This window comes from Phormidesmis sp. 146-12 (assembly GCF_052939495.1).
Genome location: NZ_JBJPHS010000020.1, coordinates 18,296 through 35,669, shown reverse-complemented (window position 1 = coordinate 35,669; position 17,374 = coordinate 18,296). Strand labels below are relative to the sequence as shown.

The 17,374-nt window shown below is 48.7% G+C and carries 10 protein-coding genes; 7 read left to right on the top strand and 3 right to left on the bottom strand.

What is annotated here, in order from left to right; translation table 11 throughout:
* Positions 1 to 13: 13 nt before the first annotated feature.
* Together ACKFKF_RS11370 and ACKFKF_RS11365 are read left to right on the top strand one after the other, a co-directional pair.
* The gene (locus ACKFKF_RS11370; RefSeq protein ID WP_446867816.1) at positions 14 to 1,444 is read left to right on the top strand and encodes an efflux RND transporter periplasmic adaptor subunit; all 1,431 of its coding nucleotides are present in this window, start codon (positions 14 to 16) and stop codon (positions 1,442 to 1,444) included.
* A 154-nt stretch (positions 1,445 to 1,598) separates the two neighbouring features.
* Positions 1,599 to 4,895 (top strand): efflux RND transporter permease subunit, encoded by a 3,297-nt coding sequence (locus tag ACKFKF_RS11365; protein WP_446867815.1) that lies wholly within the window; start codon positions 1,599 to 1,601, stop codon positions 4,893 to 4,895.
* Between the two features lie 403 nt (positions 4,896 to 5,298).
* Here the strand turns inward: ACKFKF_RS11365 and ACKFKF_RS11360 are convergent, their stop codons facing one another.
* A complete protein-coding gene (locus ACKFKF_RS11360; RefSeq protein WP_446867814.1) occupies positions 5,299 to 6,540 on the bottom strand; it encodes a hypothetical protein in 1,242 nt (413 codons plus the stop codon).
* Between the two features lie 618 nt (positions 6,541 to 7,158).
* Between ACKFKF_RS11360 and ACKFKF_RS11355 the strand changes: the two genes are divergently transcribed.
* The 5 genes from ACKFKF_RS11355 to moaA all read left to right on the top strand — a co-directional run bounded on the left by ACKFKF_RS11355 (position 7,159) and on the right by moaA (position 15,283).
* Complete coding sequence (locus ACKFKF_RS11355; protein ID WP_446867813.1) at positions 7,159 to 7,863, top strand: hypothetical protein; 705 nt, start codon at positions 7,159 to 7,161, stop codon at positions 7,861 to 7,863.
* A 187-nt stretch (positions 7,864 to 8,050) separates the two neighbouring features.
* Positions 8,051 to 11,248: an ATP-binding protein gene (locus tag ACKFKF_RS11350; protein ID WP_446867812.1), complete on the top strand. Its 3,198-nt coding sequence runs from the start codon at positions 8,051 to 8,053 to the stop codon at positions 11,246 to 11,248.
* Between the two features lie 361 nt (positions 11,249 to 11,609).
* The gene (locus tag ACKFKF_RS11345) at positions 11,610 to 12,059 is read left to right on the top strand and encodes a hypothetical protein (RefSeq protein ID WP_446867811.1); all 450 of its coding nucleotides are present in this window, start codon (positions 11,610 to 11,612) and stop codon (positions 12,057 to 12,059) included.
* 427 nt (positions 12,060 to 12,486) lie between these two features.
* Entirely contained in the window at positions 12,487 to 14,082 is a 1,596-nt protein-coding gene (locus ACKFKF_RS11340; RefSeq protein ID WP_446867810.1) for an MFS transporter, read from the top strand.
* Between the two features lie 214 nt (positions 14,083 to 14,296).
* The gene (moaA, locus tag ACKFKF_RS11335; protein ID WP_446867809.1) at positions 14,297 to 15,283 is read left to right on the top strand and encodes a GTP 3',8-cyclase MoaA; all 987 of its coding nucleotides are present in this window, start codon (positions 14,297 to 14,299) and stop codon (positions 15,281 to 15,283) included.
* A gap of 169 nt (positions 15,284 to 15,452) precedes the next feature.
* Here moaA and ACKFKF_RS11330 read toward each other — a convergent pair whose 3' ends face one another.
* Both ACKFKF_RS11330 and ACKFKF_RS11325 read right to left on the bottom strand, forming a co-directional pair.
* Complete coding sequence (locus ACKFKF_RS11330; RefSeq protein ID WP_446867808.1) at positions 15,453 to 16,154, bottom strand: hypothetical protein; 702 nt, start codon at positions 16,152 to 16,154, stop codon at positions 15,453 to 15,455.
* Between the two features lie 348 nt (positions 16,155 to 16,502).
* Positions 16,503 to 17,201: a hypothetical protein gene (locus tag ACKFKF_RS11325; RefSeq protein ID WP_446867807.1), complete on the bottom strand. Its 699-nt coding sequence runs from the start codon at positions 17,199 to 17,201 to the stop codon at positions 16,503 to 16,505.
* Positions 17,202 to 17,374: the final 173 nt, after the last annotated feature.

Genomic DNA, 17,374 nt, shown 5'->3' with positions numbered 1-17,374 from the left:
TGGAACCTGACTTATGAGCGCTGAAGAAACCAACCGAAACCTGACTCGTCAACCGATTATTGTAGAAACGCCCATTCCCGATCGCGCTCCTCCTCCTCGCTGGCGTAAGTTTTTATTGCCTGCAATCATCATTTTGGCCCTCCTGGGGGGCATCGGTTGGATTGTGTTTAGTCGGATCATTTTGCCGATGATCTTTGCCAGTCAGATGAAGCCGCAAGCGACTCCCGTCCCGTTGTCTAATCCAAAAACGGCGACGATCGAAGACAGTTCAGATTATGCGGCGACGTTGGATTCGCGTCAGTCGGTGACCTTGCAACCACAGGCTTCGGGGCGAGTCAGTGCGATCAATGTTAAGGCGGGCGATCGCGTTCAAGCCGGACAGGTGCTTTTACAAATCGACGCGGCAGAACAGCAGGCCCAGGTTGCCAGTCGGCGATCGGCGGCCGAAACGGCGGCGGCTGAAATTGATACGGCGCGAGCAGATGTGGCCAGCGCTGAGGATACCTTGAAATCGCTTCAGGCGAGTCGAGCGGCGGCGGCGGCAGATGTACAACTGAGACAGCAGGAATATGCGCGATATCAGGATTTGTTTCGGCAAGGGGCCACCAGTCGGCAAATTCTTGACCAGCAGTTAAATCAATTGCGAACCGCTCAGGCAGATTTACAAAAAGCCGATGCCGACATTCAGGCTCAACGATCGGCGATCAATCGCGCTCAGTCCACCGTCAGTCGCAATCGACGTGCTTTTGAGCAGTCCCAAGCTACCATTGCCGAAGGGCAGGCTCAACTGCAAAATTACACGGTTGTCGCTCCATTTTCAGGGACGATCGGCGACATTCCCATTAAGGTGGGTGATACCGTCAGTCCCACGACGCAGTTGCTTACAGTAACGCAAAATCAGCAGTTAGAAATTCAGATTCAGGTGCCGTTGGAGCGATCGTCGGCGCTGCGAGTCGGGCTACCTGTCAAACTACTGGACGATCAAAATAAAGCGGTGCAGAACGGGAGAATTTCTTTTGTCGCTCCGAATGTCGATCCCACTACGCAGTCTGTCCAGGCAAAAGCGACCTTTAGCAATGTGGGCAATTTGCGAACGTCCCAGTTTGTGAGAGCTAGAGTCGTTTGGAGCAATCGTCCGGGTGTGGTGGTGCCGACGAGTGCAATTTCTCGATTGGGCGGCAGAGACTTTATCTTTGTGGCGGCTCCCTTTAGCGAATCGGGCTGTCAGGCTCCCGCAGCCTCCCCTAGTGGCCCACCCGCCAGCGTGCCTCCTGATCAACTTGTCGCAGCCCAAAAACCTATCACGTTAGGTAAGATCGTCGGCAACGATCAAGAAGTCACAGAAGGACTGACCGCCAACGATCGCATTGTCACATCGGGAATTCTACAACTGCAAAACTGTGCGCCGATCGCCGAAGCGCCCCCTGCCCCGGCTGCTAAATAGCCAATTTGGTTTCAATCTCATTCTTTTGCTAAACACTGAACGAGGTGTTTCATTTACTTTGTGAGACGGTGTGATTTTCATATTCCACGTCTCATTGTCATCAGTTCACAGTTCTATTTCGATTCCCTGTTAGAATCCTCTACCGTCACAGACTATGATTCTGTCGATTTCTAATTTCTTTATTCAGCGTCCCGTATTCTCAACAGTGTGTTCGATCGTGATCACGCTACTGGGAATTGCTTGTATTCCAACGCTGTCGATCGCGCAGTATCCTGAAATCGCTCCCCCCCAGGTCAGCGTCACCTCTAACTACACAGGCGCAAACGCAGAAGTCGTCGAATCGACCGTCACCAACATTCTGGAACGGGAGCTAAACGGCATCAACGGGGTGAAGCATATCAAATCCACCAGTGCCAACACAGGAACCAGCAGCATCAACCTGACCTTTGATCTGGGACGCGACCAGGATCTAGCAGCCGTGGATGTGCAAAATCGCGTTTCTACCGTTCTGTCTCGCTTGCCTGGGCCAGTTACCCAAACCGGAGTGCAGGTTGTCAAAGCCAACAATAACTTTTTGCTGGCGATCGGGCTGTACGCTGAAATTGACGAAAAAACAGGCAAAGACAAATACGACGACATCTATCTCAGCAACTACGCCGATCTCTATTTAGCTGATGCCGTTAAGCGGATCAAAGGCGTGGGCGGCGTACAGATTTTTGGCGAACGCAAATACGCCATGCGGCTATGGCTCGATCCAGAACGATTAGCCAGTCGCAATCTGACTCCTCAAGATGTGGTCGCCGCCTTACAAGAACAAAACCTGCAAGTGGGAGCCGGACAAATTGGACAACCGCCTGCGCCATCTGGTCAGCAGTATCAATTTTCTGTGACGGCTCAAGGTCGCCTCAAAGATGCCGAAGAGTTTGGCAATGTGGTGATCAAATCTGCCAGCAATGGAGCGTTAGTTCGATTTAAAGATGTCGGTCGTGCAGAATTGGGAGCAGAAAATTACGGTTCAGTTTTGCGATTTACTCCTAACGATCGCGTCACTCACAGAGGGGTTGGACTCGGCATCAATCAACAGTTTGGTAGTAATGCGCTGGATGTGGCTGATGCGGTCAAAACAGAAATGCTGAACCTGTCCAAAAGCTTTCCCCCAGGGATTCGCTATGCCATTGCCTTTGACACGACGACCTTTATTCAAGCGGGTACTCAAGAAGTCGTGCAATCGCTGGTCGAGGCAGTCGTGCTAGTCGTTGTGATTTTGTTTTTGTTTTTGCAGAACTGGCGATCGGCGCTCATTACTGCCATTGTGATTCCCGTTGCGTTTATTGGCACCTTTATCTTCGTTAAACTGTTGGGGTTCTCAATCAACACGCTGACGCTATTTGGTTTAACGTTGGCAACGGGATTGGTCGTGGACGATGCGATCGTGATTATCGAAGATATTAGCCGTCGCATTCAAGATGAAGGGATGAATCCGCGTGAAGCGGCAATGGAATCGATGAATGTGCTGTTTGGTGTAGTCATCGCAACTTCACTCGTTCTGATTACCGTATTTGTACCCGTCGCATTCTTTCCAGGAACTACAGGACAGCTTTATCGACAGTTTGCACTGACGATCGCTTTTTCTGTTACCGTTTCTACCTTTAATGCAGTCACGTTCACGCCGATGTTGTCTGCTGTGTTGCTCAAGCCTGGACAAACTCCGAATAATTGGTTTTTTAATCGGATCAACTGGGCGATCGACAAAACGCGAGATGGCTATGCGCGGGGCGTGACGCAGGCGATTCGGATGAAACGAGTGGTGATCATCGGGTTTTCACTGGCGCTGGTTCTCACGTATTTCGTCTACAACTTCGTCCCCAAGGCGTTCATCCCCGATGAAGATCAGGGCGTTTTTATTACGATCGTGCAGGCTCCTGAAGGCGTATCGCTTGACTACACGGAGAAAGTTTTAGAAAAAGCGGAAGCCATTCTCAAACAGCAGCCCGAAATTTCAAACATCTTTGCGGTGGGGGGATTTAGCTTTAGTGGAGCCACGCCCAACAATGGCTTGATTTTCTCAACGCTAAAACCGTGGGACGAGCGATCGGGGCCCAATCAGTCTCTACAAGCGATTATTGGTGGATTTTTTCCGCAGCCTAGTGGGTTGTTTCCCAAATTGGCTTCGATTCAAGAAGCGGTCGTCTTGCCGTTTAACCTGCCTGCCATTCCCGGAATCGGTAACTTTGGGGGATTTGAGTTTCACCTGCAAGACCGCACCGGATTGGGATTTGGGGCCTTGGGCGAGACGTTGGGCAAATTTTTAGGACGGGCGACGACTTATCCTACCGCTCAAAGCCCAGAACTCACCGGACTGCGACCCAACTTTAACGCCAACACGCCGCAGATTTCAGTTGAGGTGGATCGAGTTCGTGCCAGCCAGCTACAAGTCTCGCTGCAAGACATTTTCAACACGCTGCAAATCTTTTTGGGTTCGGCTTATGTGAATGATTTTAACCAGTTCGATCGCGCTTATCGGGTCTATGTGCAGGCTGACAGTCAGTTTCGCGCTAACCCAGATGACATCAAGCGGCTGTATGTTCGCAGTGCCAGCGTGAATGGCGCTCCAGGTAGGATGATTCCATTAGGCAATTTGGTGAAAGTGACGCAGACGATCGGCCCGTCAATTATCAACCACTACAACCTGTTTCGATCCGTGGAAATCAACGGAGCTGCCGCACCCGGATCGAGTTCGGGGCAAGCGATTACTGCGATGGAAGCCGTTGCCAGAGAAACGCTGCCCAGAGGATTTGGTTATGAGTGGTCGGGGCTGTCTCTGGAGGAACTCGAATCAGGCGGTGCCGCAGTGTTTATCTTTGCTTTGGGCATTACCTTCGTGTTTCTGACTTTGGCGGCTCAATATGAAAGCTACATCGATCCGTTGATCATCATGCTCACGGTGCCGCTTGCAATTCTTGGCGCATTGATGGCTGTGTTACTTAAGGGAACCGCCAACGATGTCTATACGCAAATCGGATTTGTGATGCTGATCGGGATGGCCAGTAAGAACGCGATTTTGATTGTTGAGTTTGCCAATGAAGAGCGCGAGAAAGGCTTGAGCATTGTCCAATCGGTTACGGAGGCCTGTCGCGAACGGTTGCGTCCCATCTTGATGACGGCGATTTCGACCACGATGGGGGCAGTTCCTCTCGTCTTGGCAAGTGGGCCAGGAGCGTCGGCTAGACAATCTTTGGGATCGGCGATCGTCGGTGGAATGTGTGTGGCTACTGTGTTGAGTTTGTTTATTGTCCCTGTCTTGTATGTGGTGATCAAGTCAGCAGAAGGTCGAATCCGCAAATTGCCCCAGCCTGCTCCAGCGAATGTTTCGTTTGATGGGTCGCTCGACGGCCATGACGGCTCCAAACCTGTTGTTACTCGACAAGCGGGCGATCGCTTACCCAAGTAAGACGGTGTCACCCTGTGAATTCGATGAATTTTCCCCTTTGGTTGCAGATTCTGGAGAGCCAACTAAAGTCCCCCAGGTAAGTAAGTTTGAACCCAAGATCTTGTCTTAAGTCCCCCAGAATGGGGGGTTGGGGGGCAGAAGACGCGGACAGCGAAGCGAAATAATTCATTGAATTCACCTCAAAAAAGCAACCTTCAAAACCCAGTCTTCACAACACTTTAAGCCATCGCTCACCGAGCCATAATCACGTGAATTCGATGGAGTTTTCTCGCTTCGTTATTCAGCACTTCTGCCCCCCAACCCCCCAATTTTGGGGGACTTTGAGACAATCTTTCTCGTTCAAAGTCCCTCACTTGTGGGGGATTTAGGGGGCAGAAGCCGATTGAAACGAAGCGAGTCACTCTCATCGAACTGACGTTATAATCGATCGCCCATACTTGCTCAAAACCCACAAATAAATGCCAATCAGAATCAGCAGACACCCATTACCCAAAAGGGTATAAGCGCCAATGATCTGCTGATCGCTCCAGTCATAGGTCAGACTTAACTGATTCATATCGCCCCCTGCGTCGCCCTCACCGCCAAATAGCGACCCCCAAGGAATCGAGCCTTCGCCTGTTTTGATCTGGTGCCACTGCCAAAAACTGGCCCAGAATGTATTCGCCGTTAACAAAAGAACCGGATATCGCCAAAAATCCCAGCGCCATTTCTCAGGAAGCGGAAAGTAGAAGCTGATCATGAGCAGAGTGCTGAGGTAAAACTCGCCTCCAATGCCACCAAAAGACAGCCACATTTCATAGGTGTCTATCGGCATGATCCAGGTGCAATAAAACTGTAAGAGCGTGAGGGCGATCGCCAGTCCCATTACCCAACGTTTGCGCTCTCGTAGTCCCGTCCAAAACAGCAGACTAAATAAGACGAGAATGCCAAAGTAGACAAAGAGCGATCGCTCCTCTCCTACGTTTGTCCAGCCAAAGGGAAGGGGGGTTGCTTGATGTCCCGCAAGCCATGCAACCGTCGCATGACCACATTCATGAATCCAAATATGCGTCGATAAAAATAGAAGTTTGAATGAGCCAATGTTGGTAACCAGCGCAAATAGAAATGCAATTGGAAACGCTGCAAGATTTATAAAACGATTGTTAAATGAGTAGGGATTAACGTCGTCTTGAGTGAGTCCTGATGTAGGCATGGGGAATTGCTTTTTCCAGACGATCGCCTGATTGCCTCTCATTCCATAAATTACAACCGTTTTGATCTCTGGTGCCAAAAATTCTTTGAGACTGCGATGTATTTTGGCAATCATTTCAGCTTTAGGTGCTTTTGCTTGTACGAGAACTTGTAGCTCTGTCTCTCGCAGTCTAATTTGAGTGTCTTGAGTGTTTAAGGTTTTGTTTAATAAATCAGTAATTCGATGTTGTATTGTTTTTGACTCGCTAATCTGCTGGGCGTTTTGGTAAGCTTGCAGTTGCGTAAAGTCTTTTAGCATTTCGTAGGCAATCTTTAGGCGATCTTTCTCTGCCTTGTCTCCCAGTCGAATTTTCTCCATCACCTTTTTTGAGTAAGCGGTGTCGATCGCTTCCACCGTTGCGCCAGGTTTGAGGTCAAGCAGTTCATAACATTGGGCTAACTGAAGATCATTCATAGGAATTCACTGAACTGTTATTTAATTTATACATTTCCCTAGAGAGGCTTTCGAGCATTCAGTATTTTTTCCTTCCATTGATTTATTTAGATGAACTTTTCTATAAGAGTCATTCGATTGTAGGAGAATAAGATGAGAAGCCTTTGGGTTGAACCCTGAATGATCGTTCACAGCGTCTACTGGATACTGCCGCCCATACCAAATCAATTTGTTAATGCTACAGATCCTTCGCCTCCTAAATCCCCCAGTCTGGGGTAGGGTTGATTTATTCTAGGGAGAGAAAAGCGAACAGCCGATTCCCTCATTAGTTGCTAAGAACCATCCAAATGAAAGAATCAGGGTTTTGGGTTTCCTTGATTTTCCCTTAATCAGAATGAATCAGCCCTACCCAGTCTGGGGGACTTTGAGAATCCGAGACTTCTTTGGCTTGAAGTCCCCACAAGTGAGGGATTTGGGTTGCTCTCCCAGATCTGTAGCACTCAAAGATCAATTTGGTATTACTCAACAAATCGATCATCGCTTCAGGAGTTTGACCCCTTGAACTTGATGTTATAGGAGAAGGCTTTCCGCTTGGGGAATGCTGAATCTGAACGATTTTTAGGCGCAAAAGGGGGCACTATGCCAGATCAAAATAAATCTCTCTCCATGATGGCGATCGCCATTTCTCTAGCAGGCATTGCAGGTATGGTGCTTGCGGTTAGTCAGTCGCTCAACCGAGTGCAGCTTGCCCCAACGTCCGCGCAGTCCCCAACGCCTGCCCCCTCTCAAGCGTCTCAGCCCACCTCCGAAAGACGACCCAGACGACTCGACGAACGCCAAGCCGAAGTTGCTGACCAACTCGCAAACTCTACCGCCGGGCGGCTCACCTCCGAACTTTCAAAAGGGGTAAATAGCGCTGTAGAAAACTCGAAAACGGCGATCGGCAAATTCATTCAACAAAAGCTCGATGAGCAACGGGCCCAACTTCAGCAAACGATCGTAGACGCGCTCAAAACCAACGCCCAGCAAGGCGTAAACGGTGCGATCGAGGCGGCTTTGGGAGAGGTCGATCGTACCCTTTCGGCTGAATTGCAGGGCATCAAACTCACATCAGACCAACAGGCACAGATTAGACAGGCTCGCCAAAAAATGCAGCAAGATGCCACCAAAATCCTTCAGTCAAAGCCAGAACTGGCGGGTCAGCTACAAAAAAACGATGCCAAACAGCTTCAAGACTCGTTAGCAGTTCCTTTAAAGACTTACATTGACTCGATCGCGGCCACGTTGACTTCTGAGCAGCGACAAAAATGGCAGCAAAACTTTGACAGTCAGAGGAAGGGATGAAGCTGAGTTCTCCAGAATTGGGAGGGTGGGGATAGCGCAAAACATTGAAGTGAAAGACTGTTTAATGTCTCTGATTTTTGTCTCTTTTGTATTGATGATTCAGGTAATTATCGATACTTCAAGTTTTTACATAACTTTTACATAAGCTAAAATCAGGTTGCCATTTTTCGCTGCAATGTTGAATTCGATGCCTCAGTCAGCGCCTTCTCGAAAATCATTTAAGAAAGTTCCGTTGCTGTTTGTTTTTACAATTCCCTTTGTCCTGCAAATCGTGGCAGCGGTTGGACTTGTGGGCTATTTGTCTTTTCAAAACGGACAGCAAACCGTCCAGACTTTGGTTAATAAACTTCAAGAAGAAATTGTTGATCGCATTCATCTCTATCTGACAGGCTTTCTCTCAAAAGCAGAGTTGATGAATCAAATCACAGTGGATGCTGTCAATCGAGGAGAAATTAAGTGGGATTTGACGGTCGCTAACCCAGTAAACGATCGCCTACTCTGGCAACAGATTCAAAAGTTTGACACCATTAGCTGGATTTCGCTGGGCGCAGAAGACGGGACTTTTTTGGGCATCAATCGACGGACACCCGACGACAAACTGCGGATCAATGTGGTGAATCGATCGACTAACTTTCAAAGCACCTATTACGGAGTTGATGCAACGGGCAAGCGGACTCAAAGACTCAAAACAGACCCCGCCGGAAAGTATGATCCTCGGCTTCGTCCCTGGTATCGGTCTGCAAAACAAGCCAACCAGCTAACCTGGAGCAAGATTTATCCAGGATTTACGACGGGGACGATCTTTATTGCCGTCAGTCAGCCCGTTTACGATCGCCAATCCCGACTCAAGGGCGTTGTAGGACTAGACTTTGCGCTACAAAACATTCAGCGATATTTGACCAAATTGAATGTGAGTCCGACGGGTAAAGTCTTCATCATGGAGCGATCGGGACGATTGGTTTCGTCTTCGACGAGCGAAAGTCCTTTTACAGTCAGTGGGGGCAAGCCTGGTCAGCGTCTAGCCACCGAGAGCAGTGTGCCTTTGATTCGGGCGACCGCGACGGCATTGATGCACGCTCTTCAAGTGACCCAGTTAGACACGATTCAGCAGCCTCAACGCTTTGAGTTTACAGAAAACGGTCAGCGGCAACTCGTCTATGTTGCCCCGCTCAAAAATCAATCAGGCATTGACTGGCTGACCGTGATGGTGATTCCTGAAGCCGACTTTATGCAGCAGATTCATGACAACACACGCCGCACGATTGCACTCTGCACGATCGCTTTTTTTATCGCCACCATCACCGGAACCGCTACCGCCCGCTGGATCACCCATCCAATCTCACAGCTTGATTTTGCCGCCAAAAACATCGCAACTGGGCAATTTGACCAACCCATTCACCTCGATCGCTCAGACGAATTGGGGTCACTCGCGGCTTCTTTTAACCAGATGTCTACGCAGATTCAGGCTTCCTTTCGAGCGTTGCAAGACAGTGAGCAGCGACTCGCCAGCGTTCTCGAAACGATTCCAATTGGGATTGCTGTGGTGGATGCCAACCAGATGGTCACCTATCTAAATCAGTCAGCCCAACAGCTACTTAGTCAAAGGTTTGTCGAGGGGGCGACGATCGAGCAGTGGAATCATTTGTGTGGTGTTTTTCAAGCAGGAACGCAGCAGTTTTATCCCGTAGAGCAGCTACCCGCTTTTCGAGCGCTTCAGGGCGAAAATATCACGATTGAGGATATGGAAATCCGCCGAGATGGTGCGGTGATTCCTTTAGAAGTCAAAGCCAGCCCGATTTTGGATGCAGCGGGAAACGTTTGTGCCGCGATCGTGTGTTTTCAAAATATTGCCGATCGCAAACAAGCAGAAGCCCTACTCTCTGCCTACAATCGCACCCTCAAAGCTCAGGTTGCAGAACGCACGGCGGAGTTAGCCAAAACCAATGCTCAACTGGCCCGCGCCAAAGAAGCGGCCGAAACAGCAAACCTGGCCAAGAGTACCTTTCTCACCAACATGAGCCACGAATTACGAACGCCCTTAAACGCAATTTTAGGCTTTGCTCAACTGCTATGTGATACGCCTGAAACTACACTCACTCAACAAAGAAGTCTTCAGATTATTAATCGCAGCGGCGAACACTTACTAGAACTGATTAACAACATTCTAGATCTCTCCAAAATTGAAGCAGGACAAGTCGAATTGGTCGAAACAAACATCGATTTGATTTCACTTTTGACAACAGTAGAAGAAATGCTTCAGCGCAGGGCTGAGGTCAAAGGGTTACAGTTTCAAGTCGAAGCGGCTAACGTTCCGGCTAACATCTTTACAGATGCTAAAAAACTGCGTCAAGTCCTGCTCAATCTGGTGGGCAACGCCATTAAGTTTACTGAAACTGGACGGGTGATCTTGCGAGTTAGATGGCACAGCATCGACTCAACCCTCGACAGGCTGCATGTTGAAGTCGAAGACACTGGAATCGGAATTGCTCCAGAGGATCTCGACAAAATCTTTGAAGCCTTTGGGCAAACCAGCGCCGGGAAAAGGGACAGCGAAGGGACAGGACTGGGGCTAACCATCAGTCGCAAATTTGTCGAATTGATGGGGGGCACTCTCTCAGTCAAAAGTCAGTTAGGTCAGGGGACTCTATTTACGATCGACCTTCCGGTTCGTCAAGCGATGGGCCCACCGATACCAGGTCGATCGTCCCTTCACTATCCCAGTCTCCAGGTTCTGGGTCTAGCACCCAATCAGCCCACTTATCGCGTCTTGCTCGTAGATGACCAATCTGACAATCGCAAGCTGTTGTCTTACTGGCTAGATCCATTGGGCTTTTTGCTTCAAGAAGCGGGAAACGGCCGAGAAGCACTGCTCGTATGGCAACAGTGGCAACCTCATTTGATTTTGATGGATTTGTGGATGCCGCAAATGGATGGACTCGTCGCGACGCAGCAGATTCGACAGGCTCAGTCAGACATAAAACCCAAAATCATTGTATTGTCAGCCAGCATCTCAGAAAGCGATCGCTCCAAAGCCTTTGCTGCCGGGTGTGATGCGTTTCTCAGTAAGCCACTCCGAGTCAATGATCTGTATGATGCGATCGCTCAAATTTTGGGAGTGCGATACTTCTACGCCGACGATCAAAACCACTTATCTCAGTCTCAAACTTCAAGGAACGCTCAATCCTCAAAATCATTTGATCCGACGATGTTGCCATTGACCTTGGTGGAGCAACTGTATCAAGCGGCAAGTCGCTGTGACGATGACCTGATTTTGCAACTGCTGTATCAAATTCCCTCTGAGCAAGCATTTGAGGCAGAAACAATCCGAGAGTTAGCCAGTCAGTATCAGTTTGAAAAAATTTTAGAGTTGCTGCAAGAGCACTAGAGATACTTTTGTAGATCGTTCTATTAGTGTTTAGACTTTAGACAATCTAGTGAACATGAGACATCAGAACGTGTAGTCTTTAAACCAGCGCTACTTAATACCCAATCAATTTGTGAATGCTACAGATCCTTCGCCCCCTACATCCCTCATTCTGGAGGACTTTGAGAATCCGAGACTGCTTTGGCTTGAAGTCCCGTACAAGTGGGGGATTTAGGTTGCTCTCTAAGATCTGTAGCACTCAAAGATCAATTTGGCGCAACATTAAACGCTCTACATGTCATCAACCTATTTGAGAAGAATTTTGATAAGAACTTTCAGTATAGAGTAAACTTCTATACAGTCAGCATTCGGTGTCAAACCTATGATTCGATATAGATTTCTCAATCTCTCCCTCAGTGTGCAGGTAGTGCTAGTGGGCTTGGCTTCTCTAATGGGAGCCGCGCCTCTTCAAGCCGCACAGACGATTTCTAACTCACAACCCCAACCTAACGATCGCCTACTCGCTCAAACAACGCAGAACTACTGCAAAAAGGAAGAGAGCCTGTTTATCACGGCTGAAACTAAAAACTTTTGGGTGAGTATTTGTGGCAGTGGTGACACGCCTTATACCTATGTGGGCGTTAGCAAAAAAGACCGCAAGAGCATTCGGCTACCGCTCAGAGATTACGATCGTCGAGGCAATTATTTTCAAGCCGTTAACAAAGAGTTTGTCTACATTCTGGCCAAAACGCCCAAAGGAAACTTTCTCACCGTCACCAACACCAAAACCAAGCGTGAGTTGTTGAGAGAACCTGTATTAAAGGGTTGGTAAGAGAAAATGAGGTAGTGGGCTGACAGCGAAAGATGGAAACACTCGTTCAACTATCACCTCAAAAATAGGGCATTGCTGATTGGAGGGATGAATCTGTGAGAAGCGTCAAGCTTTTCGCCCCCTAAATCCCCCATTCTGGGGGACTTTGAACATTTGGCTCCCCTTCGCATTGGGGCAATTCATCCCATGATTCAGCAACGCCAAATAGTGTTCTCTAATACCGTCCATTGTTTAAAAGTTGCTGACATCTGGAAAATTTTTGAAGACTTGAGCCTGAAAAGGTTTCTCCCAAAGCGATCAGCAGAAATCGTTCTAAAGGGGAGTCGCTGCATCTTCAGAATTGCTTAACCTTGATCAGACGAGTGCGATAGACTTTTTGAATGTCGCAAGTTGATAAGCCCTTGGTTTCAGAGTGCAGAGGTCAGCAGTGGATTTAGTGAATTCGGGAACGATCGCAACCGTCAATCCTTTTTCAACAGAATCGCCCGAATCGATCACGGGAACTGAACCCGTCTTTCCGATCGCCGCTGCACCTGAGACTAAGATCCATAAGGACGCAATTCGCAAAAGTTTGAGAGCCTCGACGCTGGATGGGGTGTTTGCGACGGTTTTTTCTAACATTACGGGCGGCGTGTTGTTGAGTAACTTTTTGGTAGAGTTGCACGCGAGTCCCGTAGAAATTGGACTGTCGGCATCGATCCCCATGTTGGCAAATTTGATTCAGCCGTTGGGAGCTTATTTGGGCGATCGCACCACCAGTCGTCACAATTATTGCTTTTGGATCTATGTGCCTGCCCGTCTGATCTGGTTATTGCTGGTCGCGGTGATTGGGATCGCCTCGTGGCAGCAGGTAGCGTCTCATTCGCTGGTGTTGTGGACATTGACGATCGTCTTTTTGACGAATTTTTTGGGCGCTTTGGGGGGTGCCTCGTGGCTGAGCTGGTTGGCGGCGCTGGTGCCAAGAAGACTGCGGGGACGGTATTTTAGCCTTCGCAATAGTGCTGCAAATTTGACCAGTCTGGTCTGCGTCCCGTTGGCGGGTTTGATGGTGTCTCACTATCCGAGAGGAGCGATCGAGGGCTATGGAATCGTGCTCCTTTTGGGCATTATTTTTGGATTGGTTAGTCTTGGCTATCAATGGCTGATGACAGATGTCAACCCACAGGAACAAAGAGGAATTCTAGGAACGCTGGATAAGACACCTGTAGAACAATCTGTAGAACAACCTATAGAACAACCTGTAGAACAGACAGTATCTCCGATACTAGACGATCGTTCCTTGGTAAACACTTCTGATGCAAGCACTTCTGAGTTGGCGCAAGTTGAAGCTTCTCCGGAATCTTCTCAGACTGATCAACCCTTTGGATTAGTTAGTCGCTTGTTGGGCGATCGCAACTTCCTTAAATTTCTGATTTACTTCAGCGTTTGGATGTTTGCCGTTAACTTGAGCGCACCTTTTTTCAACCTTTACATGCTTGATGATTTGGGTCTGGATGTGAGTTGTGTGACAATTTACAACAGTTTAACGGCGGGCGCAAATTTGGTGATGCTGCTGTTTTGGGGCAAGCTGGCTGATCGCTTTGGCAACCGATCGCTGTTGTTATTAGTCGGAATTTTGGTGGCGGTCACTCCTTTGTTGTGGCTGGGCACCGGGACGGATACGCTGTCAGTTTGGCTGTGGTTGCCCTTGCTGCATGTGTTGGCGGGAGGCACCTGGGCGGCGATCGACCTTTGCAACAACAACATTCAATTGGGCATTGCGCCTGTCAAAAATCAGTCGGTTTATTTTGCGGTGGCGGCGGCGATCGCGGGGGTGAGTGGGGCACTGGGCACAACGGCGGGTGGCTTTTTGGCAGAGTTGGCAGACTACGGCGGCTTACCCGGATTGTTTGCGCTGTCGAGCGTCGTGCGATTGGTGGCACTATTGCCGCTCGTATTTGTCCAAGAAGATCGTCAGCATTCCATCCGACAAATGCTGAAAATGTGGCTCCCTTTTAATAAGTCACAGGACTTGGTTGCCTGACAAAACTTTTCGCTCGGCGGTTCAAACCGCAGCGATGAGAACAAAATCTGCGCGGATTCACAAACCTCTGGATAACGTCAGTTCAATGAAGTCTCCCAATATTGAGGGGTTGGGGGGCAGAAGCCGGGAACAACGAAGCAAAAAACTCGATCGAACCAGGTCAAATCAAAGCCTCTTAATTGAAGCATTGGCTCAGATCATACACAATGGAGGCATGAACCAAGTAGATTATCTTCGCATCAGTTTGGTCGATCGCTGCAATTTTCGGTGTCAGTACTGTATGCCGGAAGGAGAAGAGATCGCCTATGTTTTGCAGCAAAATTTACTGACTCAAGCAGAGTTGACGACGCTGTTACAAGAGGTCTTTATTCCCGTTGGCTTTACTCGATTTCGGCTGACAGGTGGAGAGCCGCTGATCCGGCCGGGGGTGGTCGAGATTGTTAGAGCGATCGCTCACTTTCCTCAGACGCAAGATTTATCGATGACGACGAATGCGTTTTTGTTGGCGGATCTGGCTCAGGATTTGTATGATGCAGGCTTGCGGCGAATCAACATTAGTCTCGACTCGTTGGAGCCTGAAACCTTTGACAAAATCGTAGGAAATCGAGGTCGATCGCGCTGGCAACAAGTCTGGAATGGCATTCAAAAAGCGCATCAGGTGGGGTTCAGTCCCCTTAAGTTAAACGTGGTTGTGATTCCTGGCGTGAATGACCATGAGATTCTAGAACTTGCTGCCTTGAGTCTCGATCGCGAATGGCACGTCCGATTTATTGAATTCATGCCGATCGGCAACGATGCACTGTTTAACAATAGTGGCTGGATTAGCTCAGAAACACTCCGACAACAGATTCGCGAACGCTGGGGACTCACCGAAGGACAGGTGAAAGGAAATGGCCCCGCAGATGTGTTTCAGATTCCTGGCGCAAAAGGAACGTTGGGATTCATTAGTCAAATGTCAGAATGCTTTTGCGATCGCTGCAATCGAATGCGACTCTCGGCGGATGGCTGGCTGCGTCCCTGTTTGCTCAATGAGACAGGACAAATTGACTTGAGAACGGCACTGCGATCGGGTGTTCCGACCTCGACGCTACGAGAGCAAGTCAGCGAATTGTTAATGCTCAAACCAGAGATCAATTACAAACAGCGAGAATCGGGATCATCAGGAACTTACAGCCGCACCATGTCACAGATTGGTGGCTAGGTTTCTATGCTGAAAGCGACTGGTTGGAACATGTAAAAATCTCTCTGCTTCGATGTCGTCCCACCCTGCGGCGCTATTTGAGGAAGGTCCGTCCGCTCCGGCCTGTTGTTAGGTCGTGCTTTCGCAACAAGATCAATATTATTGATGCTCGACACCGAGTCGGTGACCACTACCACACTTTCCGTTTCAACCCTAAACATTCATCAGATGAAGACGCAGAGCAGTCTAACCATCTGACTTGTCTAGTGTCACAAGCTTCAATCTGACGCTTGATCACTAAGTTTGCTCGATAGACCTTCTGCTGCTGAGGCGTGAAGATGGACATCATCTGAGCTTCAAAGTCACGCTGCCTCTTCTCTCTGTCCGCGATTTGTTCTGGAGTAAATCTTAGTCTTGATGCCTGGAAAAATGTTGCGTACTGACCATACTTCTCGGTTAGCACTCTCAGTTGCTCTTTGGGCGGTAAGTTCCCGCGGCGCAGGGCAGTCTGGGCATTGATGATTTCTCGTCCGATCTTATCGCGGGCAGCGGTGATTTCTGGTTCGTCCTTATCGCTGACTCCCTTCATCGCAAAATCAACAGGTGAATCAGGCATAGGTTCTGTTTGCACATTTTTCATGAACTCCATAGCCTCTTTTTTCCCTTTGGCTTGAATTTTGCGATAGGTTGCCTCTTGCTTGGGAGTGAACTTGATGTCTTGGAAGTCATAGAAGAAGCCATTTCTAAACTGAGGATTGCAATCTACAGAAGCTTTGGGTTGAGTTCGGTTTTGAGCTTGAGCAGACTGTTGCACTATTGAGCCAACGACAACTGAGAGCATCGTCATCAAACTGAGGGTGCGAAGCGATTTAGACCAAAGTGCACGTTTCATCGTAGTAGAAATCTTCAAAAGATTGAGTGAGTTGAGAGAGAACATTGCTGGATGCAAACGTCTTGATTTGAACTAGCTCATTGGTGCAAGAACAACGCTGAGGTTGGGTTGTTCGCCTCGCTACCAAGCTGGAATTTGGTAATGCTAATCAGGAAGCTTGTGCTTCCGGTATTCTTTGGGAAACACGAGCTTCCACAAGAAAAGACGGCAGATTTCCGCAACCTTCCTTGCTAGAATTAGCTCTAGGTTGGGCTAGTCTTTCCGCTAGTCAAAGCTCAATTTTTTAGCTTGGGTTAGTTGCTGAGAACTAGAAAAACCAGGGGTTGAATCGCTGTAGGTGCAACGAAATCAGCCTGCCAATTTAGCGACTCGCCGCCGATCGATCTCTGCGTAAACCTTACTCTGAGCCTCATTTACCTTCAAGAGAGTAGGGTCTTGGTCGATCGATTGGCTGATTTCTCGATTTCTAGCAACTAGAAGTTCTACCTCTTGTTGTTCTCTTGCATTTAAGGGGCGATTGTCGTATTTACTAACCTTCTCGTCGATTTGCCGCATCTTGGCGAGAGCCTGCTTTACCTGATCCGAAAAGGGCAGTCGCGCTTCAAGCTGAAGATTGGCGTTTCTCGCGGCCGCACTATAAGCCTCATAGACGATTTGATCGGCTTGCTCATTACTACCCTGATTGGCTTGCAATCGCTTAGTTTCTGCTTCGATAAAATTCTGGGTTTGCAGAGTTGCCTCTAGTAGCTGATCTGATACGCCGTCTCGATCGACATCAATGTCGATATTGATTATGTTGCTCTGATTGGTCGGGTTGCGCTCAAAGCCAAGGCCGCAAAGTTTGTTGAGGTTAGTCGTGGCTTTGCCCGGAAGCTGAATAAAGCAGACTGATTGATCTTGCATTGCCTGAGTTTGCATCGATCGGGGAGCCGCTTGAACAGTGGGAGCGATCGTCAAGATCAGGGTCAAAATCGATAAAGTATTCAATAACCGAGTCGAACCAGTCAAACATAAATGACGCATAAAAGTGAAAGACGTGAGTTTCATAGCAGCAAAAATTCTGCAAAAGGTTATGTGAGCTGAGGGAGGGCGTTGTTTGATAGAAGTGTCTTGGTTTGCACTTATTAGGGGGAGCGATCGAATTGATTTTTTCATACAATCCGATCGACTGAGAAAGCTGTAATGCAACTCAGCCCCGTCATCGGACTCCCCCAAGCAAG